Origin of the sequence: Allorhodopirellula heiligendammensis, from assembly GCF_007860105.1 — a bacterium.
Classification (GTDB): Bacteria; Planctomycetota; Planctomycetia; order Pirellulales; family Pirellulaceae; genus Rhodopirellula; species Rhodopirellula heiligendammensis.
Window position 1 is genome coordinate 471,121 of record NZ_SJPU01000001.1, and the last position, 25,785, is coordinate 496,905.

At 56.0% G+C, this 25,785-nt stretch carries 24 protein-coding genes; 12 read left to right on the plus strand and 12 right to left on the minus strand.

The window, feature by feature from the left end:
- The first annotated feature begins 5 nt into the window (after positions 1 to 5).
- The 10 genes from phoU to Poly21_RS01800 all read left to right on the plus strand — a co-directional run bounded on the left by phoU (position 6) and on the right by Poly21_RS01800 (position 11,706).
- Positions 6 to 656 (plus strand): phosphate signaling complex protein PhoU, encoded by a 651-nt coding sequence (phoU, locus tag Poly21_RS01755; RefSeq protein ID WP_146405328.1) that lies wholly within the window; start codon positions 6 to 8, stop codon positions 654 to 656.
- Between the two features lie 72 nt (positions 657 to 728).
- Positions 729 to 1,475 carry a response regulator gene (locus Poly21_RS01760; protein WP_146405329.1) on the plus strand — a complete coding sequence of 249 codons (747 nt, stop codon included), beginning with the start codon at positions 729 to 731 and terminating at the stop codon, positions 1,473 to 1,475.
- A 515-nt stretch (positions 1,476 to 1,990) separates the two neighbouring features.
- Positions 1,991 to 3,118, plus strand: a complete 1,128-nt coding sequence (locus Poly21_RS01765) for a DUF1559 family PulG-like putative transporter (RefSeq protein WP_146405330.1) — start codon at positions 1,991 to 1,993, stop codon at positions 3,116 to 3,118.
- A gap of 56 nt (positions 3,119 to 3,174) precedes the next feature.
- Positions 3,175 to 3,585: a hypothetical protein gene (locus Poly21_RS01770; RefSeq protein ID WP_146405331.1), complete on the plus strand. Its 411-nt coding sequence runs from the start codon at positions 3,175 to 3,177 to the stop codon at positions 3,583 to 3,585.
- A complete protein-coding gene (locus Poly21_RS01775) occupies positions 3,555 to 4,931 on the plus strand; it encodes a multiheme c-type cytochrome (RefSeq protein WP_302117207.1) in 1,377 nt (458 codons plus the stop codon). The genes Poly21_RS01770 and Poly21_RS01775 overlap by 31 nt, the downstream gene beginning before the upstream one ends.
- Positions 4,931 to 6,088, plus strand: coding sequence for a hypothetical protein (locus Poly21_RS01780; RefSeq protein WP_302117208.1), 1,158 nt, complete (start codon positions 4,931 to 4,933; stop codon positions 6,086 to 6,088). The genes Poly21_RS01775 and Poly21_RS01780 overlap by 1 nt, the downstream gene beginning before the upstream one ends.
- Entirely contained in the window at positions 6,085 to 7,275 is a 1,191-nt protein-coding gene (locus tag Poly21_RS01785) for a tetratricopeptide repeat protein (protein ID WP_146405332.1), read from the plus strand. Before Poly21_RS01780 ends, Poly21_RS01785 begins: the two co-directional genes overlap by 4 nt.
- A 431-nt stretch (positions 7,276 to 7,706) precedes the next feature.
- Positions 7,707 to 8,834 carry a DUF1559 domain-containing protein gene (locus tag Poly21_RS01790; RefSeq protein WP_146405333.1) on the plus strand — a complete coding sequence of 376 codons (1,128 nt, stop codon included), beginning with the start codon at positions 7,707 to 7,709 and terminating at the stop codon, positions 8,832 to 8,834.
- A gap of 131 nt (positions 8,835 to 8,965) precedes the next feature.
- Complete coding sequence (locus tag Poly21_RS01795) at positions 8,966 to 10,345, plus strand: DUF5690 family protein (protein WP_302117209.1); 1,380 nt, start codon at positions 8,966 to 8,968, stop codon at positions 10,343 to 10,345.
- Positions 10,346 to 10,467: 122 nt separating this feature from the next.
- The gene (locus tag Poly21_RS01800; RefSeq protein ID WP_302117210.1) at positions 10,468 to 11,706 is read left to right on the plus strand and encodes a TIGR03364 family FAD-dependent oxidoreductase; all 1,239 of its coding nucleotides are present in this window, start codon (positions 10,468 to 10,470) and stop codon (positions 11,704 to 11,706) included.
- A gap of 21 nt (positions 11,707 to 11,727) precedes the next feature.
- Here Poly21_RS01800 and Poly21_RS01805 read toward each other — a convergent pair whose 3' ends face one another.
- The 6 genes from Poly21_RS01805 to Poly21_RS01830 form a co-directional block, all read right to left on the minus strand.
- Positions 11,728 to 13,296 carry a serine/threonine-protein kinase gene (locus Poly21_RS01805; protein ID WP_146405334.1) on the minus strand — a complete coding sequence of 523 codons (1,569 nt, stop codon included), beginning with the start codon at positions 13,294 to 13,296 and terminating at the stop codon, positions 11,728 to 11,730.
- On the minus strand, positions 13,293 to 14,150 hold the full coding sequence (gene larE, locus Poly21_RS01810; protein WP_146405335.1) for an ATP-dependent sacrificial sulfur transferase LarE: 858 nt from the start codon (positions 14,148 to 14,150) through the stop codon (positions 13,293 to 13,295). Before larE ends, Poly21_RS01805 begins: the two co-directional genes overlap by 4 nt.
- Positions 14,151 to 14,179: 29 nt before the next feature.
- On the minus strand, positions 14,180 to 15,184 hold the full coding sequence (locus Poly21_RS01815; RefSeq protein WP_146405336.1) for a Gfo/Idh/MocA family protein: 1,005 nt from the start codon (positions 15,182 to 15,184) through the stop codon (positions 14,180 to 14,182).
- Positions 15,184 to 15,885, minus strand: coding sequence for a class I SAM-dependent methyltransferase (locus Poly21_RS01820; RefSeq protein WP_146405337.1), 702 nt, complete (start codon positions 15,883 to 15,885; stop codon positions 15,184 to 15,186). Before Poly21_RS01820 ends, Poly21_RS01815 begins: the two co-directional genes overlap by 1 nt.
- Positions 15,882 to 16,844: a porphobilinogen synthase gene (gene hemB, locus Poly21_RS01825; RefSeq protein WP_146406775.1), complete on the minus strand. Its 963-nt coding sequence runs from the start codon at positions 16,842 to 16,844 to the stop codon at positions 15,882 to 15,884. The genes Poly21_RS01820 and hemB overlap by 4 nt, the downstream gene beginning before the upstream one ends.
- Before the next feature lie 108 nt (positions 16,845 to 16,952).
- The gene (locus tag Poly21_RS01830) at positions 16,953 to 17,642 is read right to left on the minus strand and encodes a hypothetical protein (RefSeq protein WP_302117214.1); all 690 of its coding nucleotides are present in this window, start codon (positions 17,640 to 17,642) and stop codon (positions 16,953 to 16,955) included.
- 111 nt (positions 17,643 to 17,753) lie between these two features.
- Here Poly21_RS01830 and Poly21_RS01835 point away from each other — a divergent pair, with 111 nt between their 5' ends.
- The gene (locus Poly21_RS01835; protein ID WP_302117216.1) at positions 17,754 to 18,119 is read left to right on the plus strand and encodes a hypothetical protein; all 366 of its coding nucleotides are present in this window, start codon (positions 17,754 to 17,756) and stop codon (positions 18,117 to 18,119) included.
- 370 nt (positions 18,120 to 18,489) lie between these two features.
- On the opposite strand, the gene Poly21_RS01840 is transcribed toward Poly21_RS01835, so the two are convergent.
- Positions 18,490 to 18,690: a small basic protein gene (locus tag Poly21_RS01840; RefSeq protein ID WP_146405338.1), complete on the minus strand. Its 201-nt coding sequence runs from the start codon at positions 18,688 to 18,690 to the stop codon at positions 18,490 to 18,492.
- A gap of 552 nt (positions 18,691 to 19,242) precedes the next feature.
- On the opposite strand from Poly21_RS01840, the gene Poly21_RS01845 reads away from it, so the two are divergent.
- Positions 19,243 to 20,556, plus strand: coding sequence for a DcaP family trimeric outer membrane transporter (locus tag Poly21_RS01845; protein ID WP_146405339.1), 1,314 nt, complete (start codon positions 19,243 to 19,245; stop codon positions 20,554 to 20,556).
- Positions 20,557 to 20,767: 211 nt separating this feature from the next.
- Here the strand turns inward: Poly21_RS01845 and Poly21_RS01850 are convergent, their stop codons facing one another.
- From Poly21_RS01850 to Poly21_RS01870, 5 genes are all read right to left on the minus strand, one after another.
- Entirely contained in the window at positions 20,768 to 21,979 is a 1,212-nt protein-coding gene (locus Poly21_RS01850) for a PhoPQ-activated pathogenicity-related family protein (protein WP_302117221.1), read from the minus strand.
- Between the two features lie 198 nt (positions 21,980 to 22,177).
- A complete protein-coding gene (locus tag Poly21_RS01855; protein WP_146405341.1) occupies positions 22,178 to 22,417 on the minus strand; it encodes a hypothetical protein in 240 nt (79 codons plus the stop codon).
- Positions 22,418 to 22,714: 297 nt separating this feature from the next.
- On the minus strand, positions 22,715 to 24,379 hold the full coding sequence (locus Poly21_RS01860; RefSeq protein WP_436967483.1) for a DUF6798 domain-containing protein: 1,665 nt from the start codon (positions 24,377 to 24,379) through the stop codon (positions 22,715 to 22,717).
- Between the two features lie 71 nt (positions 24,380 to 24,450).
- Entirely contained in the window at positions 24,451 to 25,503 is a 1,053-nt protein-coding gene (gene pdxA, locus Poly21_RS01865) for a 4-hydroxythreonine-4-phosphate dehydrogenase PdxA (protein WP_146405342.1), read from the minus strand.
- The gene (locus Poly21_RS01870) at positions 25,496 to 25,753 is read right to left on the minus strand and encodes a putative signal transducing protein (protein ID WP_146405343.1); all 258 of its coding nucleotides are present in this window, start codon (positions 25,751 to 25,753) and stop codon (positions 25,496 to 25,498) included. The genes pdxA and Poly21_RS01870 overlap by 8 nt, the downstream gene beginning before the upstream one ends.
- Positions 25,754 to 25,785 lie beyond the last annotated feature (32 nt).

The following is a 25,785-nucleotide window of genomic DNA, read 5'->3' on the forward strand; positions in this document are numbered from 1 at the left end:
ATAATATGACCAAGCATCTCGATCGAGATATGGATCGATTGCACCGCGATATCCTTTCGCTGTGCACGATCGTAGAGGACATGATTGGCATGGCCGCCATGGCCCTGCGTGACGGCAGGCTGGAATTGTGCGATCAGGTGACAGCCGAGGACGATACCGTCGACCGTTATGAGGTTGCAATCGAGGAGGAGTGCTTAAAAATGTTGGCATTGCATCACCCCGTTGCCATGGATCTTCGGCGGATTGCGACAGTTGTCAAAGTGAACAATGACCTGGAGCGGATTGCTGACTTGGCAGTGAATATCGCTGACCGTGCGAGAGGTGTTCGTGAGTACCCCGAGTTCCCCATCCCCAAAGGCGTTGAGCCGATGGTAGCGCACGTGCGAAGTATGGTGCGGGGTGCCCTCGATGCGTTCGTGCACCTGGATACCGCCGCGGCCCGCGAAGTCATTCAGAGAGACAATATCGTCGATGAACTTAACGAGCACTTAATTGAACTGTTGCAGCAAACGATGCAGGCCAAAAGTGCTTTCGTCATCCCCGCACTTCATTGCTTTTCAGCAATACGACACCTCGCGAGAATTGGCGACCACGCAACGAACATTGCTGAAGATGCGATCTATCTGGTCGACGGCGAAATCATCCGACATCGGTAGCCGCCGAAATTTGAAGCGGCATAGCCAATTGAACTCCTCACTCATTCACCTGTAATTGTATCGTACAAGACAATGGCGAAACCAACCGTTTTATTGATTGAAGACGACCATTCTCTAGCCGAGATTGTCGCTTACAACCTACAGCGTGAAGGGTACGAAGTGCTGCTCGCTACCGACGGCGAAGATGGACTTCGACAAGCCAAGTTGAAGCTTCCTGGTGTGGTGATCCTCGACCTGATGCTACCGGTTCTCGATGGACTTGAGGTGTGCCGGCGACTACGGGCAGACCCCGCGACAGCAAAAGTTCGTGTGTTGATGCTGACGGCCAAAGCCGAAGAGACCGATCAACTGATTGGCTTTTCATTGGGTGCTGACGATTACGTCACCAAGCCATTCAGCGTCAAAGTGCTGATGGAGCGTGTCAAGTCATTGTGCCGGCGTGAAACTCAGCCTCCGGGCGAATCCTTGGTCGAGAACCAGGGCATTCGCATCGACCCGGTTCGGCATAGCGTGACCATCCACGGCGAGCCTGTCCGGCTCACACGCAGCGAGTTCCGTCTACTGGAATCGCTCATCCGCCAACCCGGCCGTGTGTTTAGCCGGTTCGAGCTCATCGATGCAGCACTCGGTGATGATACTCTCGTGCTCGAACGTACCATTGATGTTCACGTACGCTCTCTGCGTAAAAAGATGGGTGAGAACGCCCATCTGATCGAAACGGTCCGCGGCGTGGGATATAACTTTCGCGACTCCGCGAAAGCCTCGTCTTGGAATGATGATCAACTTGATTCCAGTTGTGCGAAATCAACCGAGTCCTGAGTAATCTGTCGACCTAATCTCGCTCGCGGTTCTCATTGGTCCATCCTGGTTTATCGTGGGTTTCGCAGCTGTGAGCCAGGTGTGCTGGATTTACCCACGACACCCCCGAATAGACCTTCTCATTCACTACGCTCAATCCGAAGCGTATCTCTCTCGCGGCATTGCTAACCGCAGCTTATCCAGCCAAAGCGTGTAGTTTGTCCACGATGCCCGTTTGCGAGCAATGATGCCAACGCCTGATGACCCTGGCGGGCACTCGGTTTCCCTGGGCCTCTCATGAATACGCGTTTGCCGAATCAGCCCACATATTCGCAAGTTTCTTTTGCGCATTTCCTCGCTGAGCGGGGCTGGCTCCTCCATAGTGAATGCTCATGGTTCCGTTAGGACGCATTGGTTTACACCATGCGCCTCTTCATGCTTTCTTCACGCATTCCAAACCCAAAATCAATATGAAGTTGTTTTAATCTCGCCCGACACAAGTCAAACAAATCAAAACTCAACCAAGGATTTCACAAATGCGGCGGATTCAACATCAATCCCAGGCGGTTCCGCATCGCCTCCAACCAGGTTTTACGCTCGTCGAATTGTTGGTGGTCATTGCCATCATCGGCGTGTTAGTGGGGCTACTGCTACCGGCTGTCCAAGCAGCCCGTGAAGCGGCCCGTCGAATGCAGTGCCAGAACAACATGAAACAATTCGGCTTGGCCATGCACAATCATATGTCTGCCTTCAATGCGTTTCCCCCAGGAAGCGTGAACTATGACGAAGCGGGCAACCGCTATAAAACCGGCGGTTGGCAGCATGGTCAGAATGAAATGGGCTGGCACTGGCTCGTGATGCTGTTTCCCTACATGGAACAACCTGCCATGTGGCAACTCGTTCAGCAGTGCGAAGAAACTCGCGCGACAGAGCATACGTCGAATCCCTGCGACCACTGCGAGTCCATCGATCTCATTGGGAACCTGGGACGCGAACAACTGCCGTCTTTTGATCAATGTCCTTCGGCCCCTGCCGTGCGGACGCAGTTTTCCGACGGTAGCTATGGACTCGAAGCGCTCGGCAAGGGCAATAACTACGCTGCATGTTGGGGTTCGGGCGACATGCTGTCGTGGGAGCACACCGAAACACGGGGTGCGTTCGGTACGCATTTTGTTAACCAAGAACAGATCATCACGACAGCCAACGGGCAGACCTCTGCGGGAGATCGCTTCCAAAATGGCAAGGGCATGCAAAGCCGCGACTTCACCGATGGCTTGAGCAATACGATGGCGATGAGCGAGATTCTTGCGGCTGACTCAAAAACTGACATCCGTGGAGTTTGGATGTCTCCTGCCATGGGCGCCACGATTTTCTCCGCGTTCGAAAACCCCAACACAAATGTCAAAGACATCCTGGCGGCGTGTGGTGATGAACTTACCGATGCGTCAACGACCACGACGATCAATGCCGCCGACCGGTTGGAATGCCTCGAGCAACGCGATACCGCCGAGATCTACGCAGCCGCTCGCAGCCACCATACCGGCGGCGTGAATGTTCTAATGGCTGACGGAAGTGTTCGATTCATCAGTGACTCGGTCGATAATTTGAAAATCTGGCGACCATTGAGCACCGCACAGAACAATGAAGTACTTGAAGAACTATAGTCCGCCACAACTTAGTCCTTACCAATTCAAATCTCTACATATATAAGAATTAGGAAATGAAGAAACGACATCTATTGGGTCTCTTACTCGCGTTGCACTTATGCATTGCCACAGGCTGTGGATCCTCGGGAGCTATCCAGCCAACGGACGAGCAAAACGTGTTTGCAAGCGTGGAAGGCTTGGGCGATCTCGCCGGCGACGACCAAATGTTTGCCAGTGCTTTCGTCACTGGTGCCGTGCCGGATGATCGCAAAGCATACGGCACCCGCGGATACCAAGTGACTGGAGAAGCGACTTACGACGGAGATACCGTGACCGTTCCTGTCAAAATATTCGGCGGCGTTCACGCAACCTCATCGGGTGAATCTCGTAGCAGTCGAGCCAGCAACGTTGCAGAAACAGAGCAAACCTGGACACTGCAACGAGTCGATGGCCAGTGGAAGCTAAAGGATGCTCCGCTGGGCTAACGCTCGCCATCGCGATGGGAAATCGAGAAGCAATCAGTAAAGAATCGATCCCCGTGGATCACCGAGAGCAAAGGCACATTGTGTTGCGAACGCTCCTGCGTGGCGATCTGCTGGCATTGATCCTGATTGCCACGGGCACGGCTTGGTTGATTACTAGCTGGGCCGGAGGGCAGTGGCTTTCCACCAGTTCCTCTCGCAGTTCACTCCCTCCACAATCCGAGCAGAGTCCTGATGATGTTTCTCGTCGTGTGCTAGCGAGGCTCCCCCCTCACGTCCAACAGCAGGTGCGAGGCTGGAACAGCCTGATCGCGACAAACTTTGCCGGAGACCAGGCCTGCGCGGAATGCCATCAGAGTGAATACGAAGCGCATCAGCGATCGGGACACTCACACACCGCATTGCTGATGAGCCAATCGCCCCTCGCAAAAAAGCTGGCAAAGAGTGATAGCTATCCTGACCCTCGCCGCGATCAAGTCTTTGAATTCAGCCAGGCCGATGGCCAGTTCATGGTCCGCGAACAAACACGAAAGGAAATTTTGGTCCCCGTGACGTGGTTGCTTGGCTCAGGCAGCCACGCCCAGACCCCCATTGCCGTCGATGAGGCAACTCAGCGGGGTGTCGAGCTTCGGTGGAGCTACTTCCCCGAAGATGATCGCGTCGGCGTCACACCTGACCACGAACGTTTTGACGCCTTCGCAAACGATTCTCTTGAATGCTTTGGACGCCCCATGGATGATGCTGACATACGCGCGTGCTTGGGCTGTCACAGTACATCGATGCCGCCTCGAAGTCTGCCGATCATTAACTCGCTGGTTGTCGAAAATGTGGGTTGTGAGCGGTGTCACGGCCCTCGCAAAAAGCATGTCGAACTGGCTCACCAAGGGCGGGCTGAAGAGGCCAAACCGATGCTGCAATATGAAACAGCGGCCGACTACATGTCCGCATGTGCGTCATGCCATCGTGACGCATCTTCGGTCACGCCCGATATGGAGCCGCATGACCTGGCTCGTTTTCAGCCCTACGGAATTCAGCGCAGTCGCTGCTACTTGGAAACCCCTGGTAATTTGACTTGCTCAACCTGCCATGACCCTCACGATTCGGTCTCTCACGACCGTGCCCGCTCGGTCGATCAATGCAGGCAGTGCCATGCGGAGGGCTCACTGAGCGAGGCTGCCCATAGCGGCAACGATGACTGCATCGAGTGTCACATGCCGCTCGTACCTTGGAGCTCAGGAATCTCGTTCCACGATCACTGGATTCGAATTCCCGAGAAGCATTCCAGTGCAAAGAGCAGTCCTCTGCAATCCACTAACGCATGGAGTGCCGATCGGCACGCGGGTAAATAATGTCCACTTTGGTTCGCCCCCAATCGAACTCATCTGCTCCCTCACGTGAGCCGCAGCGAGCGAATGGTCGCATTCGCAGAACCAGCGATTCCGGTGTGATCGCCTCCGACGGCGACTCAAAACCAAACTCGACAGAGAGCTCACAGGCCAGAGGAGGTTTTCTATTCTCACCAGCAATTGACCTGTTTTTCGTTGCCAATGCATTTTGGCCGTTGCTTTTAATGGTGGATTGTTTTGGCGGACTGACGACGCACCAGAGCCTCCTGTTCTGGCAAATCTATTTTGTAACCGCCCCCCATCGCTGGATCACGCTGGTATTGGTCAGCGTGGATCACCATAAGGGTCGAGATCGCCGCCGACAGTTCCTAGCATTCGGGACAGCGATTCTGATCGGGTGTCTCTGTCTGAAGTTGGGAACGGGCTCGCTACTATGCCTAGGTGTGATTGACTATGTATGGAATGCGTGGCACTTCGCCTCGCAACACCACGGCGTCTTTCGTATTTATCAGCGCAAATCCAACACAGGCCGAGCCATACCTCCCGCCGCACCAAGCCGACTGGCCGTGGGGTTCGAGAAAGCACTTTTCCGAGGCTTCATGCTTTACACGATTGCTCGGGTGGCAGGTTGGGGATGGACAGAGGGTCCGTTCGAAGGCTTCCAATGGGTCTCGACAGTCGACTGGTTTGCCTTGGCCATCCCCGCTGGACTCGTTATTCGGCAGCTCATCCAATGTTTTGTCACGCACGACACATCGCTCGCCAGCGTGATGTACTTGAGCAGCGTCATGACGTTATTTGCTTCGCTCTTGCTCGCGTCGCATTATGAAAACAGTCAGTATGTTGTAGCACTTGCGCTGGCTTCAGCCATTTTCCACTCATTGGAATATATGTCGATCGTGACCTGGTCCATGAGTGGGCCCCAGACCTCAGGCAAAACGAATCCGCTGGTTCGACTCTCGCAAATGTGGCTTTTATTCTTAGTCATGTTTGTCGTGGTTATCGGACTGGGTAACTACGCTCTGTCGCGAGGTTATTTTGAACTATGGGTATTCATCAATATCGTAGTCGCGTTTTGGCACTATTGTTTTGATGGCATGATCTGGAAATCTCGCAAGTCTTCCGCCAAGACGGCACATCGGGCACCTGTCGCAACATGAATACCGCCTCGTCTGCTATTTCCTTTGCATGGCTCGTCCTGATCGGTGCTGTGCTCGCTGCCGTGTTTCTAGCAAGCAGAGCATTCGGGTCTACCGACGGCGTCATTCCGTTATTCGGTCGCTGGGATGTCGTCGCCTGCTGTTTGATTGCAACTCTTCCGCTTTCACTGTTCGCTGTTGACCTACTACGCAACACACGCGGCATCGTGAAACTTTGCATCGCCTGCGGATTGCTCGCACTGGCAATCATCATGGTTGCCGTTGCACAATCAATCAATCTGGCGGGAGGACTCGGAATGGGTTCGCTCACGCTCGTCCGCGGTACAGTGGCCACGATATCGATGATAATTCTGTTGTTGGTGTGTCGTGTTCTGGGGGCGGAAATCCAATTGCCCGCGTACCTGACCAGTTCTTGGCGTCCCAAGGCGATGCTGATCGCCATTGCTTTTCTAATTCCGGCTGCCTATGCGGATGCGGTCGCCGATGGGATCCGCATCGATCTAGAGAACAGTTTGGATTCCCGTCGCTTTGCAACCGCCGAGCGACACGCACGAACAATGGCGGAGATCGTGCCAGGTGGCATCGTCCATGATAAAGCACTGCTGTCGCTGATCCCGGAGCTCCAGCGGACGGTCGAGCAGATGGAAGAGGAGGTTCGACGACCGCTTCGGACACAACCGCCGATTGCCGAGGTCGGACGAAGGATCACGTTGCTGATGCATTTGGATCGTCTCGACGACGCCCTGCAGTTACTCAGTCCTCTGCGCCGCGATCCACGATTTCGTCCCACCTGCTTGGACTACCAGGGACTTTGCTGGCAGCGACAGGAACACTTCTCAAAAAGTCTTGCTGCCTATCAGAGTGCGGTCGCCTATTGGCAGACACAGCCGGAGAGTGATCGCAAGCAGCTCAGCTTGGCTAGCGCATGGAAGGGAGTCGGATTCGCGGCACGACGTTTGGGCAAACGCACGTTGGAGGAGCACGCCTACCAGACGCTCGTTGACCTATCGCCCACTGCAGAAAGTCATTTGCTGTTGGCTCAATGTTATAGCGAGCACCAAAAGACCAAATTGGCCGGGCAGCATGCGGCGCTCGCTGTCGAGTTGGATCCAAACCTGCAAGCTCAATCGGCATCCATGCTGACATCCATGTCGAGAGACCATTTCGGCTGCTTACAACTTCCCTGACGCACCTGAAAATCGCGGCGACGGCAAAAGCAACCACCGGATTTCGCATCCCCTGCGAGGAGACCGCAAAGCTCGATAGGGAAAGACCTCGTGGATCGACGGTTCTGTGTGTCGTAACACAGGCGTCGGGTGTTTCGCCCGGGCTGGCTGAATAGTTCTCCGGTTCTCCTCCGTAAAGGATGCCTTACGCATCGTTTACGAGAATCAATGAAGACGCAGGTTTCAGACGATTCGATTTCCATCGACTCTGTGAGACGAAGCATTGCACACGCTCCCTAGAACCCCCTAACGGGGATTCCCACCGCGTTCGCTATTGTGGGGCCCGTCTTCAAGCGATCTTCATCATTCCCACACTTAAACGCAACACGCACCTGTTTTAATCCCCCGCGACACACATCAATTGTTTTAGAACTCGACTTAGGAATTATCGAATGCATCGTCGACCGCACAGAACTCAGGTACCCACGGCGCTCAGACAACGTGGCTTTACACTCGTTGAGTTGTTAGTCGTCATTGCCATCATTGGCGTCCTCGTGGGACTGTTACTGCCAGCCGTTCAAGCGGCGCGTGAAGCCGCCCGCCGGATGCAATGCCAGAACAACATGAAACAACTCGGCCTGGGCATGCACAACCACATGTCGGCCTTCAATGCTTTTCCACCTGGCAATGTCAACTACGACGAGTCGGGCAACCGATTCAAAACGGGAGGTTGGCAGCACGGACAGAACGAGTTGGGATGGCACTGGCTCGTGATGCTGTTTCCATATATGGAACAACCCGCGATGTGGGAACGGGTGAAGATCTGTGAGGAATCTCGTTCGGATAGCCACACCTCCAACCCTTGCGACGATTGCGAATACCACGAATTTACTGGGCACCTGGGGCGAGAGCAACTCGCTTCGTTCGACCATTGCCCGTCCGCTCCCGCGATTCGGACTCAATTCTCCGACGGCAGCTATGGGCTCGAAGCGCTCGCAAAGGGCAATAACTATGCAGCGTGCTGGGGCTCAGGAGATATGCTGTCTTGGGAGAAGCCTGAGACACGCGGCGCCTTTGGCACTCATTACGCCCATCAAGACCAAATCCTCAACATCACCCCCGACGGCACCTTTGCCGGGGATCGCTTTCAAAACAGCAACGGCATGCAGAGCCGAGATTTTACTGATGGTTTGAGTAACACGATCGCCATGAGTGAAATCATCGCCGCTGACTCGCGAACCGACATTCGTGGAGTCTGGATGTCTCCAGCAATGGGCGCCACGATCTTCTCGGCCTTCCGGAACCCCAACTCAAACGAGAAAGATGTATTAGCAGCCTGCGGTGATGAGATCAACGATCCGTCTACAACCACGACCATCGATAGCAAGGACCGCTTGGAATGCTTAGAAGTACGCGACACCGCTGAAGTCTACGCAGCAGCACGCAGCTATCACACCGGTGGGGTAAACGTATTGATGGCCGATGGCGGCGTCCGCTTCGTCACCGACTCCGTTGATAATCTGAAAATCTGGCAGCCGATGAGTACTGCTCAGAATAACGAGGTCGTCGTCGAGCAGTAAACGAGCCAACACAAATCTTTTTGTGCTGACGTCGATCGTCAACATCGCACAAACGACAGCAATTCTCCTGGCACGGGTGATCTCTGTGATCACCCGTGCTTGCTGCCAATCTCTTTGTCAAATGGGCACCCATGGCAACCATCGCTGGAGACGCTCGCTACGACAATTCGAACACTGAGATAGACCGAGGTGTGACGCGTTGGCTGTCCAACACTCATCCCACCGTGTTCTCCATCTACTGCGTTATTGCTGCGTTTGGAACGTACTTTTGTATGTACGCTTTCCGAAAGCCGTTCACGGCTGCGACCTATGAAGGACTAGTGTTCTATGGGATTGGATTCAAAACCATCCTCATCTCATCACAAGTTGCCGGATACACGCTTTCGAAATTCATCGGTATCAAAGTGGTATCGGAAATGCCCGCCGCCTATCGCGCAACAGGGATCTTAGTCCTGATCGGTATCGCCGAGATTGCGTTGGTACTGTTTGCCGTCACCCCGGTTCCATGGAATTTTGTATGGCTTTTTGTCAATGGGTTGCCGCTGGGGATGGTATTTGGATTGGTGCTCGGTTTCTTAGAGGGTCGAGCAGTTACAGAGGCCCTGTCCGCAGGCGTGTGCGCAAGTTTCATCGTGTCTTCGGGATTTGTAAAATCAGTGGGACGGAGTTTGATTTCGTCTCATGGCATCGACACTTTTTGGATGCCTTGCTTGACCGGATTCATATTTGTAGTCCCGCTATTATTTTTCGTGTGGATGCTGTCTCAGATCCCACCTCCTTCGCCAACGGATGAAGCGCTGCGCTGCAAACGGTCCCCGATGGACCGTCGACAGAGACGCCAATTTTGGCGCCGACACGCTGGGGGCCTCACGGGCTTACTATCCATCTATGTCTTGCTCACACTCGTCAGGAGTTTAAGAGACGACTTTGCGGTCGAGATTTGGACGGAATTGGGCGTGCGAGACAATCCAGCGGTATTCGCTCGATCGGAATTTTGGGTGATGCTCGGCGTCATCACCATCGCTGGCTTCACCAGCCTTGTACGTGATAATCGAACCGCCTTCCTGCTGTCGATCGGCGTTCTCGCGGTCGGATTCTTAGTCGTGTTCGGCGCGGTGATGGGCCAGGTGTTTGGAAAACTTTCTCCGATGACGTTTATGGTGCTACTGGGTCTGGGGCTGTATCTGCCCTACGTCGCGTTTCATACGACGGTCTTCGAACGATTAATCGCCGCCTTTCGAGAAACCGGTACAATCGGCTATCTCATGTATTTAGCCGACGCCTTTGGTTATCTGAGCTACGTAGCCGTGATGATCTTTCGAAACACTTTCACCGGAGAGAATCGTTTCCTGCCGCTATTGACCTGGGGTGCATTGGCGATCACGGTGGTGTCGTCGGTCTTAACCCTGTTTGTGTTCCTCTATTTTTCATACAGAATCCCGGGTCTCGAAGAAGAGGATACGCGTGATATCTCTCTCGCCGGAACGCTTGAGCATCAACCAGCGAGTTAGAACAGCAGGCCAACCGGTTCTCAACCGATTTCGCTGTGATCGACGTTGCGGTGCGTCAGCGAAGTGGAGTGATAGCGTATGCCGGTGTATCCCTGCCAAGTTGCTCAAAACGAGAGATGCCGATGGACCTTCCTAAGCCCGACGCCAAAATGCACTCCGCCACTTCGCATGGATCCGATTTGCTAATCATTGGCGCAGGCGTCGTGGGGAGCTTCTACGCATACCACGCGTTGCAGCGTGGCTTGAAGGTAACGCTTCTCGAACGCCATGGAACACCCACCGGTGCAACCGTTCGCAATTTTGGACAGGTAGTGCCTTCCGGCCTGGATCAGGATTGGCAGCGTCATGGTCGAGAAAGCCTGCGAATCTACCGCGAGATTCAGTCACACTGCGACATCACAGTTCGCCAACATGGCAGCCTCTACATTGCATCGAATGAGCAAGAGTGCACGCTGATTGAGGAGTTGCGACGCATCAATGCGGCAACGGGGTACGCCTCGGAACTTTGGACGCGAGAACAATGCTGCGAGCGGTACCCGCACCTGCGCGCCGACTACTGCCAAGGCGGACTGTTCTTCCCTGGCGAAGTATCGGTCAATCCGCGTCAAATGATCCACAGGTTGCACCAATACCTAGGCAGTTTCCGTCGCTTTCGAATCCACTACCAAACGCTCGTTCAGAATCTGGAATCATCCAACAGCGGCGTCATCGCAGAGACATCCAGTGGCGAGAGACTGACCGCTTCCCAGGCGATTCTATGTTGCGGGAGCGAGTTCCAGACTCTTTTCCCAGCTCACTTTCAACAGAGTGAGATGCAACTATGCAAACTGCAAATGTTACGACTGCGCCCGTGCCCTGGCGTCACACTGCCCGGGAACATTTTAACCGGTCGATCGATTCGCCGTTATGAGAGTTTTTCGCAGTGTCCGTCTTGGAACGAAATTAAGAGCAACGAATCCACGACAAATGAGCTGGTGGACGATCCCATGGGGCGATGGGGCATCCATATTCTGTTCAAGCAAGATTCCGATGGTGGAATCATTCTGGGAGACTCACACGAATACGCTCCCGCCAGTCAGCCCGACCAACTGGATTTTGAACTGAAAGCGGAAATTAATGACTGCATGGTCGCCGAGGCCCAACGCATCATGGGTTTTCCGCACTGGGATATTGAGACGTCATGGTCGGGAATCTACAGCCAAACGGCAGACCCAACGGGAGTCTACTGCAAAAACCCGATGCCCAATGTGTACATCACAACGGGAATCGGTGGCAAAGGGATGACCAGCAGCGCGGGCTTCACCAAACATCACCTTGACGAACTGCTGGGCGAGATCCCCACCAGCTGCTCCGGAGATTGAGCCTCAGGATGACGTCACTGGTCAACTCACGTCCTCAACGAGCCCCAGGTTAAGCCGTTCAGGCTTTGGGACCAAACGGCGAAATTGTTCCGCCGCGGCAGGGTTAGCATCATCCAGTTCTCGAAGGCTCTCGCGAATCTCAGTCTTCAATCGAGAGGCGTCCCGAGGTTTATCGGTAGCCATCGCAATGGTATGACGTTCGACCATCGCGAGTATTAAGTACAGCCGCTTCACGGTTGTGGATTGTTGTAACTCATCGAGCAATTGAGACGCTCTCGCGTACTCACCCTGCTCGATCAACAAGCGGGTCAACTGCAGTTTCGCCTTGTCGTGGTAATCCGCTTGGGGAGACTCCGGCGCTACGGGAAACTCTAAAACCGCATGCCATGCAGGGATGTCATTGCGAGTCAGGGCAGTTAAATATTGCTGCTCAATCGAATCGGCAACAGCGACAATGGGTCCGCGAAGTTCACTTGCGATGGAGATTGGGCGAGATGCCTGCGCTGCCATCCAGCCACCGATGCCACCCACGACACTTGCGAGAACGAGTGCCGCAACGGCGACTCGCTGTCGTGAGACACGACGGGCTTGGGTCGCCCGTGCTAGGTCGGTGACACGCTGCAATTGGATCGTCGCTGAGCTGACAGCTGAACTCGACAGTGTGTTCGCCGGAGGTCCCTGGGCACGCTCTCCGGCTTTGAGCGGTTCCTGCAAGCCAGTGGCCGGCAACTCGACACTGGTCGCGTTTTCAGGAGCGTGCGTCTGGACGATTTGCAGCAATTCACTGGCGGACTGGATACGTGCGGAGGGTGCCTTTTGCAAGCAGCGCATGACCAGGGAAACCAGCCACGCGGGCAGGTCGGCTCGACCGCGAACATGATCGATAGGACGAGGCGTCTCGTGAAGATGCTTGACCGCTAACGCCAACGCCTCATCCCCATCAAACGGGGCCGAACCGGTCAGTAGGTGATACATCGTCACACCGAGTGAATACAAATCGCTGCGTGCATCAACCGTCCCCCCTTGGATTTGTTCCGGGCTCATGTACCGGGGCGTGCCTAAGGTCAAGCCTGCACGCGTCAGATTCGCGGTGCTCGAGTCGGCCTGCGTTAACATCCGCGCCAGCCCAAAATCGGTAACCTTGATCAAATCATTGGCGCCCCGCATGATGTTTTCGGGTTTGATATCACGATGGGTAACGCCACTTTCATGGGCCACCTGCAGCGCACTGGCAACACTGCGCACGACCGTCACTGCTTTGTCTGCGGAAAAGGGCCCCTCTCGATCCAAGGCCTGTTTGAGATTGATCCCGTCAACGAGTTCTTGAGCGATGAAGTGCACGCCGTCGACCTCGCCGAACTCGTAGATTTGCACGATCGCAGGATGATTCAATCTCGCCGCCGCCTGAGCTTCACGCCGAAATCGCTTGAGGTGATCATCATCACTCTGGGCCACCGAACGCAGTACTTTGAGAGCTACGTCACGACCAAGGCCGAGCTGGCGGGCGGCATAGACATCGGCCATCCCCCCACTACCGAGCCGACGTAGCACCTGAAAATCACCGATCCGGCATCCGACTAAATCACTCATGGCTGGACATTCGACAGAGTAACGAGTGATTCGTTCATGCTTCCGCTCCGCAGTCCGCGTAGATCCAAAGTGACATTTCGAAATCCCATGGCAGTGAACGCGGCGGCGAGTGACGCATTGTGCTGCAGATCAACGACGTTTCTCATCTGGTCAGCGATGACTTCGATGCAGGCCAATTCCCCAGCGAGCAGTCGCACACGCAGATCACCAATCCCGCGCTCACGCAACCAGGATTCCGCGGCATCGATCCGGGCTAAACGCTCTCGCGTCACCTCAACATCATACGCAATTCGGCTCGATAGACAGGGTGATGCCGGCAGATCAGCATTGCTGAGCCCAAACCACTCGGCAATTTCTCGAACGGCGCCCTTCGTGAATCCCAAATCGGCCAGAGGCGTATGCACGTTAGCTTGGCGGCCTGCGATCAACCCCGGGCGGTGATCGCCCAGGTCGTCCGCATTTGTTCCCGAAACGATCACGGCATCGCGTTGCTTGGCGATCGGTTGCAGGAATTCGTAGAGGGTTTGTTTGCAATAGAAACAGCGATCAGAGCGATTTCGCACGTACCCCTCACGATCGATCTCATCGGTGGCCACAAATTCATGCTCGATCCCCATCTCGCTGGACACACGAAGTGCCAACTCCGCCTGCCAACTCGCCAAGGACGGAGATTGGGCGGTCACGGCAATGCAGTTCGACTGGCCTCGCTGTGCAGCGTGCACCGCTGCTGCGGCCACCACACTACTGTCGACGCCGCCCGAGAACGCAACCACCACATTTCCCAGCGAGGCGACTGCGTCGATTAACCGCTGAGCGGCCTTCGCTTCGTTCAATAGGGGGCTGCCGTCATTCATAAGGATTGGGTACCGATGCTTCTGCCACTCTAGTTCTGCATCTGCATTTCGCAGATCTTGATCGCATCACTGGCCAACTCTGGATCGAGCACAGGAGGCAGCGGGGCACCGGCAACGACGGAGGCGGCCAGCTCAATCTCGGTGACAAACGCATCGATCGGATCCCCACCACCGAGTTCAGGTCGCTCGAGACTGCCGTCATTGTGCATGATTACCGGCGGAATCGAATCGGTCGTGCCATCGGAGTACGCAGCAAACTCAAATCGCACGGTAGCCTGTTCGAAAGAGACCTCATACCCATGTGTGAACGGGCGAGCGGGCGAGTCGATCACGCCACCGCCAACACTGACCACCGCGTCCTCGTAGGCGAGCACCGTTTCGTAGCGTTTCGGGACACCGTCGAGTTTATGGGAGGCCGTGTGCACCGACTGTGGCATGCCGAACAGCAATCGAATGAAGTGAGCATCGTGTACTTGCAAATCGAGCAGCGGTCCGCCCACCCGGCTCAAATCGTAAAAATCGGGAATCCAGTCGGGAGGTCCGATCGTGCGCTGAAACCGACCGCTGATGACACGCCCAAATCGACCGTCTGCTTTCATCCGAGCGAGTAGTGAGAACTCAGGCATCAATGGCAAAATATGACCAACCATCAATTGGCCCGGGGACGCCAGGGATGTTAAGCGTTCCGCTTCGGCGGATGTTAGCGCCAACGGCTTTTCACAGAGCACACGCTTACCCGCGGCGAGGGAGGCGGTAACCGCATCGACATGCAGATGTGGCGGCAAGCAGATATCGATCAGGTCGATCGAATCGTCGGCAAGCAATCCATCAAGATGCTCGCAAACATTCATATCCGAGACATCAAATTGCTCGCCCGGTGGTCCAAAATTACCTTGGATGCCCCGCCAATCCCCTGATCGCTTCGTCGCACTGCGACTGGCAAAGCCCGCCATCTCCGCAGTATTACTACGACGATACGCCAGAGCGTGAATCCAGCCCATAAAACCGACACCAACGACCGCTGCACGTATCATTAAGCTCTCCTGCTCAAACACATAATTCGAATGGGATGTTCCGGGTCATCTTCGAGAACGACTGTCTCCTCGCGATAATCCCATGTCGTACCTTCCTTGCCGAGCCACTCGCGAAACTCATTGCCGATGACCCGCTTGGGATCACTGAGCAACAGCTGACCGCCATCAGCCAAATGCTGCTCTGCGGTGATCAGCAGCGCCGGCCACAGCTCACGAAGATACGTGACGTCACTTCCTAGAATGAATGGAAACTGCTCGATGCCGCCGTCCTTACCGTTGCTCGCAAGGATTTGATCTTCACCTAAACGCAGCACTCGAACGTCCGCCTTGAGCCCCAATCGTGATAAACTCAGACGCACCAAGTGCAGCGGATCGTCCACGCCGTCGGTCATCGTCACATGAGCACCACGCAGGATCGCAGCAATCCCCGCATGCCCTGTTCCACAACCGACTTCAAGGACACGCTGACCGTTGATATCGACACGGTCAAGATAGCGATCCAGCCCGGAGGCCGCTCGCCATGTCGTCGCCCAAAACGGATCGATGACGCCCTGCTCACCTTCGTCCTGCCGGCGGCAAGCGTCCAGCAACATTCCATCGGGATCCGAGGCAGCCGCGAGGGGCCGCATACGACCGGCAATCAGCGTATCTTCCCAGTGCCATGGAAACCCCAGTGGCGTGGTTGTGGTGTCGGTCGTCATTGTAAGCGCTCCGCAGCAGCCTCAGCAAAGTACGTTAAAATTCCGTCAGCACCGGCGCGTTTGAAAGCGAGTAGACTCTCCATCATCACCGCATCGCGGTCCAGCCACCCCGCATCGGCCGCCGCTCGCAACATCGCGTATTCGCCACTGACCTGATAGGCAAACGTGGGTACGCCGAAGGTCTGCTTGACCCTGGCCACAATATCCAAATAAGGCATGCCCGGTTTCACCATCACGCTGTCAGCACCCTCGGCCAAATCCAGCGCCACCTCGTGAATGGCTTCATTGGATTGCGATGGTGACTGCTGGTAGGTTTTCTTGTCAGCCGCGCCGAGACTCGCCGCCGACCCCACCGCATCGCGGAAGGGACCATAGAAAGCGCTGGCATACTTGGCCGCGTAAGACATGATCTGTACCTCCGCATGCCCCGCCGCGTCGAGAGCCTGGCGAATACTGCCGATCCGTCCGTCCATCATGTCACTCGGGGCGATCACGTCGCAACCTGCAGCTGCCTGGACGACACTCTGTCGGCACAGCACCTCGACGGTTTCGTCGTTGACCACCTGCCCATCGCGGACCAATCCATCCTGCCCGTGACTACTGTAGGGATCCAACGCAACATCGAGGATCACCCCCAAGGCGTCACCAACGGCCGCTTTGATCTCACGTGTAACACGACAAACAAGATTGTCCGCGTTGAATGCCTCCCGAGCGTCCTCGGTTTTCAGACTTGGGTCCGTGGCGGGAAACAACGCGATCGCGGGAATCCCCAAATCCACCGCACGCCGAGCCGCCTCGACCGCCTGAGTGATGCCAAGACGCGATACCCCCGGCAGACTCGGTACCGGTTGGGTTCCCGAACCGTCGAAGACAAACAATGGCCAAATCAAATCACTGACGCTGAGCGAACTTTCACTCGTCAAGCGGCGGGCCCAATCGTGTGCCCGCACCCGTCGCAGGCGAGTGGCGGGGAACGGTGCGCGAGGTGGGAATGTCACAGAGAGAGGGGGAGTGTGGGAGAGGGAGAGTGCGGGAGGTGGGAGCGGAGGATTTGGAACCGTGTGTTCTTATTTCGCTCGTACGACGACATCGTCAAACTCGTTCATATCGTCGAACGAACCAATCCCAATCCGCCCACTTTGGAAGCGTTTGTCCGTGGTCTGCATGAGCGGCGTGGTCATGTCGTCAAAAAAGACGTCGATGCTGCCACTCTCCGCGTCACGGACGAGACGTACTTGGTGCCACGCGTCATCCCAGGGCGTACGCTTTTCATTTTTCGTCAGCGCCAACCTCGGGGCTTCGTCAACGACCATGATCTGACCACTATGAGGGTCCGGTTGCGCCCCCAAATGGACGTAGTAAAAGTGCTGGTCGTCCTGATAATCAAAAAACACGCAACAGTCGCGATGATTGCCAGTATCCTTCGTGCTGCGAACCCGGAATGAAATCTCAAAATCTTCCAGCTCGAGGTCTTTGATCAGAGCAACGTGGAGAGGACTTCGCACGGGAGGGGCGTAGGCCGACTCACGAGCGGTAATCTCGAGCGTATGATTTCCATCTTTTTCTGCCATTCTCCACGTCGCAGGATCGAGAATCTCCCAGCGGTCATGTCCCGATTCAAAATCGTCTGCGAAGACAGCCTTCGACTGAGCATCAGGATTGGTACCCTCTTGCTCTTCGGCGTGACCCAGACCCAGGGACTGCACGACGGCCGCTACGCAACCCCAGATCATCAAACGGCGGAAATTCGTAGGCATGGTTGATGCAATTCTCATGGTGCGTGGCGTGCGGAAATACGGCCAGTATTGTAACCTATCGCGAGTCAATGAGAATCACCGCTGACGTCCGCTCCTCTCGCACATCTTGTCATGGCCAAAAAGACACGTATCCCGCACAAGTTTCAACCTTGGATCGAGGCGCGAAAAAAATTCCATCTGTCGCACGCCCATATCCAGATGGCGAGAGAACTCGGACTCAGCCCCAAAAAGTTTGGCAGCTACGCCAATCGCGATAAACAGCCCTGGAAGCTGCCGTTGGTCGAATTCATCGAGTTTCTCTACGAGCGTCAGTTCGACAAAAAGATGCCCGACGAGGTACGAACAATGGAACAAATGGCGGCCGAGCATGTTGCCAAGCGTGCCCAGAAGAAGGCGGACAAACTCGCTGCAGAGGACCATTCAGCTGAACAACAGACCTCGGCAGACCAGCCAGGACCTGACGCCGCATCTCTGTGAATCCCCTTCGCATTACTTCACGCCAACCGCTGCTTTCTTCGCGTCCGCCGAAGAAGACCGATCGTGCGTTCTAGCGAAGGAGCCCACATGGCTTCTAAATGCTTTTCCGCCGTGACCTGCTTCACCTGCCCAGCGAAACGGGACGGCTGACACCGCATCAACGCTTGCCAATAAACGGCTGGCGAACGTCGCCATGGCACGGTGGCTGACGCGAGTCCAAATGGCCGGCTCAGGCAACGCAACAATCCACGCTGTCATCCCACACCAATTGCCAGCCACGGCCGCACCGCGCACGAAGAACGGCCAGCGACTGAAATGGCTGGCCGTTGCGATATTGAAACGAGTTCGAAGGAATCCCAACAGAGCGGGATTATTTCTCTTCGGCTTTCTTGACTTTCTTTTTCTTCTTCAGCGAGATCTTTTGGACCCGCGTCTTAGCCATACCGATGATGTCGGCGCTCTCGTCAAATCGATCGAGTTCCTTCAGACGTGCAACCCGTTCGGCACGGGTCAGTACGTTGCGACTTTTAATGGCCCCGGCTTGCACCTTGAGGCTACGATCCATGGTCATGGCAGCGAATCTGAAACAGAGTTGGAAGGAAATGGTGGTGGTGATGCATTTGGCAAGTGGAGTAGTGTAACGAACCGCCCGCGGTCTGACAACCTCAACGCATTCGCGAAATAGGGGAGCTCAGCCACGAAATAGAGGAGCTCGACCAATCGAACGCTGCACAGGTGAGTTTCCAAGCACCGTCCTCGCCAGACCCCCCCAGCCTGGGCAGAGGCGCCCCTGCCCCGCGGGCGGAAAACCCCCTGCGATCGGCACAATCGTTAAATCTTGCCATCGTTTTGGCCGATTTCTATCGAAAGGGCGACCGTTGCCGCCAATGCAACGTCAACGGCACCGGGCAGATCGTTCAACACTTGCTCCGAGACTTCTAATTTTTGTCGGTCACTATTTGTGCTGGGGGTGATGTGTTCGGGAGAGCACAATTCAGATTCGGGTTGATATCTATCAGCATTCTCATGCTCTCAGAGATTGCTGCGCAGTCACCCGTTCGGCTCCCCCCCCACCGAACCCGAGCCACACCGTGAAGCTCACACGGATTCCTTGGAAAGCCTGATGCAGCGAGTTAACTGGCAATCAACTCCTGACCTGCCGCTGGATCTTGTCGACAGCGGGCACAGCAGCAGCCTCTCGCTGGAGTCCCTCGAGCCGGTCATGGTGGCCGACCCGGTGACAAATTCATACGCCGCCGAGGACGGATTCGTTATCTCACTGAACTCCGACACGGTTTCCCGGAGCTTCCGCACTGTTCCGTACGACCGCGAGTCACTCGGCAGCATGAGCAACAACTTTGTCGCCCAACCAGACTTCGTCGGCGGAATCACGATCGTTAACGACGACATTGCGATGAAGATTGGCGGATATGTCAAAGCCGATTTGATTCAAAGTTTCAATCCTATTGGGTCTACTGATTCATTCGTCACGACCACCATCCCCACCGATGGCAGCACCGGCGAGGACGCACGCTTTCACGCCCGGCAAACCCGGCTGAGCGCTGACACGCGTTGGCGTATCAACGGAAAAGTCGCTCGTGCTTACGTTGAAGGCGATTTTTTTAGTGGCATCCCCGACATCACCAGTACATTCCGGCTGCGTCAAGCCTACGGCAACATCGGTCGTTTTACGGCGGGGCAGACCTGGACAACTTTCACTAATCCATCGGCAGTGCCGCAAACACTGGACTTTGAAGGTGGTGCGTCAAACGTGAATCGCCGTCAGGGTCTCGTCCGCTGGGACCAACCCGTCGGCGACGGGTGGAAGATTGCCGTAGCTGTGGAGGATCCACAGGTAGATATCATCACGCCCGTACTCGCAACAGGCGAAGCCCGAACAGAGACTCCCGATTTTATTGCGTGGCTACGTTATGAACAGGACAATGCTGACTTTCAGATCGCGTACCTCGTCCGTGAGCTTGGCTTTCAACCAGACAATGCGCCCCTGTTGAAAAGAACCGCGTCGGGATTCAACTTTGCAGGCGCCGCGATGATATTCAAGGAAACCAAGATTTATTCGCAGATCCTCTTTGGCGACGGCATCGGCAGCTATCGCGGCTCGCCGGACGTTGTTGCGACAGGTCCCACCACCGCATCGCTACTGCCTGTGTTCGGATGGATGATTGGGGCCAAACAACAATGGTCTCCCAAGTGGACATCAAACGTGACCTACAGCGCATTGAGCTTGGACGATGTGCCTGGCCAAGCCTCGACGAACCTGCGTGACACGACGTATTTTGCTGTCAATCTCATCGCCAATCCGTACGAGCGCGTGTTCGGTAGTATCGAGTATCTCTATGGCACCCGCACCGATGTCAGCGGCCAGTCAGGCCAGGCCAACCGAGTACAAATATCGTTTGGGTTCTTCTTGCCCTGATCTACTCGGTTCTCTTGCCCCTTCCCGAATCCCTTGACGAGATTGGCAGAACGTCACGCGGTGCACAGAGTGTCGGAGCAGCTCATGCGAACAAAACTTCAGCTCGACGTTCCATGTTCGCAAACAACTCTATCTCCCAAGCACCGGGATCGCTCAACGCATCGAGTATGGAGCTCGCCTCTGCCTACCATGATTTCTGCGAGTCTCGCGTTTACTGGCAATAAACGAGTGTCGCCAGCGAGTACAGCATGCCGTTGGCGCTGAATGTCAATTCAGCAAACGCGGCATGATGGCCTGTCTCGCGTTGGCTGATGCCGACCCAATCCCCGTCCTTCGGCGTCATCGAGGTGGGCTGCCAAACGCTATCGCGAAAGTCGAGCGAATCTGAGAACGCCTCCCACAGGGTTGCCTTGACTGGGGTGGTATCACTGCTCACCGTGAGACGAACTTCCTCGTCCGTGGTGGATGCTCGCCATGTGAGCACAGGGAGCTGTTGACCGGTCGCCACCGCTTGGAAGAATACCGCCAATGTCTTCAGTGCTGGCATTCGACCGCCACCTAAATTGTGGCCCGCGTTGGGAACGCGATGGATATACTTGTCGCCTTCAAGCCGATCCCAATAGAGATTCATTGCATCGGTTGCCCAATAACGATCATTGGCACCGACGACCAGCAACTTAGGCATCTGCAGCCGCTGACGATACTGTATCGGGTCCATCATTTGCCACAGCTTGGTCACACGCTGAGAGCGTGGCTGCCCATCCGAGGGAACTAAACCTTTACTGGTGTAGGCGTGGATCTGCTCGCTATGGGTGCCCCACATTTCAAGCTGATGCTTCATCTGGGCGGGGAAGTCGAGCAGGTCGATCACAATCGGCGCGGTCGCGATGATTCGCGAATCAGTCGCCGCCGTCAACCAACTCGTCCACCCTCGCTTGGACGCACCTGCGATGACAAAGCCATCTGGCCGCGGCCAGCCCTGTTCGACAGAAAACTGTTCGAGCGCATCCATCGCCTTGGTGGCACTCTTGACCATCGGAAACAATAACGGCCACGAGGTATCGCCGGTTTCCAAGTACTTCAGCCAGGTTTCCGAGATCAACTCATCTTCGCGCCGACCGTCGAGCAGTGGTTGGTTGGGCACTTGATGTAGCATCGCGACGCGTGCTCCACACAAATTTGCCAACGCCGCACCGATGGCCCTGTCTCCAATGCCGGGAGCCTTGCCCGTGCTGCCGCCGGTGACAAACAATAGCATCTTGTCCTGATGGACAACGTGTTGCGGTTGATAGACCACCAGAGAATGCGTCCAAACCCCTCCTTGCCAGCGTTGACTGGTGAGCTGGAGTTCGACCACTCGCGAGTTTTCGATCTCGATATCACTAACGGTTTCCCACGCAAAGTCGGGTTCGTCTCGCGCCAAGAATGCATCGATTTCGCGAGTTGCCGAAGTCGCAGGACTCGCCCCATCTTCTGCGAACGCCGCGTGTACACCGCTGACAAGCGTTACGGAAACGAGCGAGCAACAGACGACACCTCTGAGCGATAAGTTGAAACGGAAAATGTTCAGCGCCTTATAAAAGAGTGAATAACGAGCGGGGTAATCACCGCGACACCGCGTTCAGTCCTGGTTCTTCTTCTTGGTGCGGCGTTCCAGGTACTGACCGGCCCACATCACCCAGAAAATCATGCCAAACACAACCCCACCCACCAACAAGGCGCGCAGGACATCGTGGGATTTAAAGAGGACGAAGCCAAACACGATTGCGCCCAATAACCCACCACCGGCCACCGGCGACATTTGCTTGTTTAGTGGCGACTCGCTTTGATCGCTTTCCAGTTTCTGTTCGTCTTCGGTCATTGATTGCTAACGAGATAGGGGTCTAACGGGATAGGGGTATTGTGAGCCGAGACGTGTCAGCGGCCGGACTCCGCACGCCACCCGGTGCAACGATGCCTGCTGCCTGCTGCCCAGTATCATACTGCCCGGTGCGGTAAGGCACTCGGCTCAGACATGCGGCTCCACGGTCAATTCAATCAACGGCCTGCCACGGCCGGGTGTCGTTTAAGTGAGAAAATAAATTAATAGTGGCGCTGCCGTCTGGCAATCTACGACTGTGCTCAATCGTCCCAAGTCAATTCGTATTCCGGCGTGGCGTTATTTTGTCGAGATCGAAGGCAAACGATAAATCGCATAGGTGGAATTGCGTTCGTTGCCGTTCGGATACACCTGCACGAGCGGCAACTGTGGTCCAACAACACGACGGTCCACCACCATCCAGTTAACACCGTATTTGCGACGAAACTCTCGCAATCGATCATAGCGGATTGTCACACGCATGGTGGATAGCTCTATCGGATAGATCTCGACAAATCGTCTTGCCCACTCTCGTAAACTCACCACGTCTTGCGGAATGTCTTTCCAATTGACCACCTCGGCCCGCTCAGCGTACCACTTGAACGACTGCTGATGCCGAGGAGTTAATAACACTGCGTCCTCCGGTGTGTTGGCACGAACGAAGCGGCAGACGTTGATCCAGTCCTGCATCGTCTGACGTTGCTCAGCGTAATCCGCATTGCGACGCAGTCCGAGCAGACTGTTGCTGTGGGAAATGGGCACGCCCCCGCTCATCCAACGCCACGTCGACCAACCCGCTAAACCGCATGCACTCAAAAAGATCGCAGCGCTCGCTAGAAATACCACGCTCCTGGCATCGACACGGAGTGACCCCCAGGGTCGCCTCCGAAACGATAACCGACTGACAGCGTCGGGTACGTGGGTGACGTATAGCACTTTCGCGACACTGCATCCGAGTGCCAGCGGCGTGATCACATCAGCAAGTCGACACCAATAAAATCGCAGCAGTTTCGCAGCCAAATCCGGTGCAACAGCTGGCAGCATCCCGATGAACAAACCACAAATGCTGATGAGCATCGCGCCGATGGTAAACGCCGTCAGAGCGGTGAAGGCATCACGCTGGGGCAGGGAAGCAAGCTCATCTCGTCGGTACAGCCAACGCTGGCCAACAAGAAAGCCCAGCGTAACGAGCGTCAGCATACTATGCCGGACGTACCAGTCGCGATGAAACGCGGAAGGCAGAAGGTGGTGTGAAAGACGGAAGTACGTGTACACGCGGGCTGCCGAGGTGGATTCAGCTGCCGAGGCTCCCCACGACATCGAAACGGCCGGAATCAAGCCCAGCAGTGAGATCGCGCCCCCAGCAAACAATGCGGGCGTGAAAAAACGAGCCTGCGAGTGCGCTCGGTCTCGCCGCACGCGTTCGAGCCACACGAACGCGATCGCACCGGCCACCACCGCCCACCCGCCCGTCAGAACATGGAAAGCCGCGGCGGTGCCGAACAATAGCCACACCCGACTCCACCGGCGATGCAGTAATTCGGCGATCCCAAACAAGACGAGTCCGAATGCGGGGACCTTGGCTTCGATGCCACCGACAACCCACTCACCGGCGAGATTCCCCTGCTCGATTCCCGCGACCCAAATCACCGCCACGACAGCCGCCAGGATTGCTGGCAAACGCAGGGCTGAACACAACCGGATCAAGCCCGCGGCAAGCATTCCCCAGCCAACAATGCGTCCCATCCAAGCCGTCGTTGACAGCGACCACCACTTCGTCGGCCATCCGAACACCCAGTAAAACACCCAATGAGCTTTTCCTGAGGTGACAAAGAGATCCTGTTGGCACCACGCTGGATTCCAAAAGTTCTTTGCCTTGGCGAGGTAGTGCGCCTCGTTCACGCTCGGCGGCGCGTCGCCTGCGTAGACGAAGAATAATCCCATCAAGGCGAACCACGCCATCATGACGTCGATTCGTCGCCCTGGCCGCGACGCCGAAGCCGACGGCGTCCCCGTTTCAATGGGTCCGGTCGAGCTCACGGCGCCGACTCTACCAGTTCAGCGGCAAAACGAATGGCAGCAACCATGCTTTCGCACGACGCAGTGCCTTGCCATGCCAAGTCCATGGCGGTGCCATGGTCAACGCTGGTGCGCACAATCGGCAACCCCAGCGTGACGTTGACGGCATCGTCAAATGACAACGCCTTCAAGGGAATCAAGCCCTGATCGTGGTACAAGCAGACGTAGACATCGATGCGTGCTCGCATGGCGGGGGTGAACGCGGTATCAGGCGGCAGCGGCCCCACGACGTCCCAGCCCGCGCGGCGGGCAGCATCAATCGCCGGGACGACAACCCGTTCCTCTTCCCCGTGACTGAACATCCCATGCTCGCCCGCGTGCGGATTCAAACCACAAACGCCAATCCGTGGCGGCAGCAGACTGCCCCGGTGAACATTTCGCTTCGTGATCGCGTCGCCCGCCATCGCGATCGTTCTCGCCAGGGATACCGGATCGAGCATGCCGGGCACATCTGCCAAGGGCACATGGATGGTCTCGAGCACGCAGGCGATCGTGTCGCTGGCCAACATCATGCGGACGTCCGCAGGTCCGCCGCCTTGCGATGGGAGATCGCCTGGGCAGGCCACTCGGGCGGCCAGCAATTCGGTATGACCAGGAAAGTCGATTCCGGCTTGCATCCACGCTTCCTTTTGAATCGGGCCCGTGATGATCGCATCGACGTCGCCACGGAGGGCCGCATCGATCGCCGTGCACACCGTTTCATACGAAGCTCGCCCAGTCGCAGCGGAATACCGACCTGGCGTGACATCATCCGCATTCACATTACCACAGTCCACGATGTATCCGGCGGCGTGGGCAGCGACCGTCGCAATCTGATCCAGGGCGATGGTAGGCGGCAGCGGGAGACCGAGAGCCTTCGCGACCCGCGCGAATACCGCTGCATCCCCCATCAACAAGGGCACGCCAGAGGCGCGAACCTCGGGCCGTTGCCACACGCGCAGGGCAACCTCAGGGCCGATGCCACCCGCATCGCCCATCGTGATCGCCAGTTTGGTCCCAGGGTCACTCATTAGCCGGGCGGATCTCAGCGATAATCTCCTTGGCACGCTCGGCGTCGCGTTGGAAAACCTTCACCTGCACCCATCCAGGTGCTTCCGCACGAAACCCTGCCGTGAATCCACCCACGGCGGTCGCTCGGATGCCAGCATCGGCCAGAACATTGACGATCACACCGGCAGCAATCTCGCTGGACCGCTCGGCTACCGAGACCAAGTGGGCCTCGTTAAGATCGTCGTTGCTTTCATCGACAGGTGTGTTCATGTTTTCTACTTGTGGTGATATTGAACGCGTAG

Excerpts from the sequence above, each read along its gene's own strand:
- Poly21_RS01805 (WP_146405334.1), bottom strand. The coding sequence starts at position 13,296 with ATGAGTGATTTAGTCGGATGCCGGATCGGTGATTTTCAGGTGCTACGT.
- Poly21_RS01860 (WP_436967483.1), bottom strand. The coding sequence starts at position 24,379 with ATGATGGCGTGGTTCGCCTTGATGGGATTATTCTTCGTCTACGCAGGC.
- Poly21_RS01760 (WP_146405329.1), top strand. The coding sequence starts at position 729 with ATGGCGAAACCAACCGTTTTATTGATTGAAGACGACCATTCTCTAGCC.
- Poly21_RS01820 (WP_146405337.1), bottom strand. The coding sequence starts at position 15,885 with ATGACGACCGACACCACAACCACGCCACTGGGGTTTCCATGGCACTGG.
- Poly21_RS01840 (WP_146405338.1), bottom strand. The coding sequence starts at position 18,690 with ATGACCATGGATCGTAGCCTCAAGGTGCAAGCCGGGGCCATTAAAAGT.
- pdxA (WP_146405342.1), bottom strand. The coding sequence starts at position 25,503 with ATGAGTGACCCTGGGACCAAACTGGCGATCACGATGGGCGATGCGGGT.
- Poly21_RS01845 (WP_146405339.1), top strand. The coding sequence starts at position 19,243 with ATGCAGCGAGTTAACTGGCAATCAACTCCTGACCTGCCGCTGGATCTT.
- Poly21_RS01870 (WP_146405343.1), bottom strand. The coding sequence starts at position 25,753 with ATGAACACACCTGTCGATGAAAGCAACGACGATCTTAACGAGGCCCAC.
- Poly21_RS01785 (WP_146405332.1), top strand. The coding sequence starts at position 6,085 with ATGAATACCGCCTCGTCTGCTATTTCCTTTGCATGGCTCGTCCTGATC.
- phoU (WP_146405328.1), top strand. The coding sequence starts at position 6 with ATGACCAAGCATCTCGATCGAGATATGGATCGATTGCACCGCGATATC.
- Poly21_RS01770 (WP_146405331.1), top strand. The coding sequence starts at position 3,175 with ATGAAGAAACGACATCTATTGGGTCTCTTACTCGCGTTGCACTTATGC.
- larE (WP_146405335.1), bottom strand. The coding sequence starts at position 14,150 with ATGAATGACGGCAGCCCCCTATTGAACGAAGCGAAGGCCGCTCAGCGG.
- Poly21_RS01780 (WP_302117208.1), top strand. The coding sequence starts at position 4,931 with ATGTCCACTTTGGTTCGCCCCCAATCGAACTCATCTGCTCCCTCACGT.
- Poly21_RS01765 (WP_146405330.1), top strand. The coding sequence starts at position 1,991 with ATGCGGCGGATTCAACATCAATCCCAGGCGGTTCCGCATCGCCTCCAA.
- Poly21_RS01830 (WP_302117214.1), bottom strand. The coding sequence starts at position 17,642 with ATGCCTACGAATTTCCGCCGTTTGATGATCTGGGGTTGCGTAGCGGCC.
- Poly21_RS01815 (WP_146405336.1), bottom strand. The coding sequence starts at position 15,184 with ATGATACGTGCAGCGGTCGTTGGTGTCGGTTTTATGGGCTGGATTCAC.
- Poly21_RS01855 (WP_146405341.1), bottom strand. The coding sequence starts at position 22,417 with ATGACCGAAGACGAACAGAAACTGGAAAGCGATCAAAGCGAGTCGCCA.
- Poly21_RS01795 (WP_302117209.1), top strand. The coding sequence starts at position 8,966 with ATGGCAACCATCGCTGGAGACGCTCGCTACGACAATTCGAACACTGAG.
- Poly21_RS01835 (WP_302117216.1), top strand. The coding sequence starts at position 17,754 with ATGGCCAAAAAGACACGTATCCCGCACAAGTTTCAACCTTGGATCGAG.
- Poly21_RS01790 (WP_146405333.1), top strand. The coding sequence starts at position 7,707 with ATGCATCGTCGACCGCACAGAACTCAGGTACCCACGGCGCTCAGACAA.
- Poly21_RS01800 (WP_302117210.1), top strand. The coding sequence starts at position 10,468 with ATGGACCTTCCTAAGCCCGACGCCAAAATGCACTCCGCCACTTCGCAT.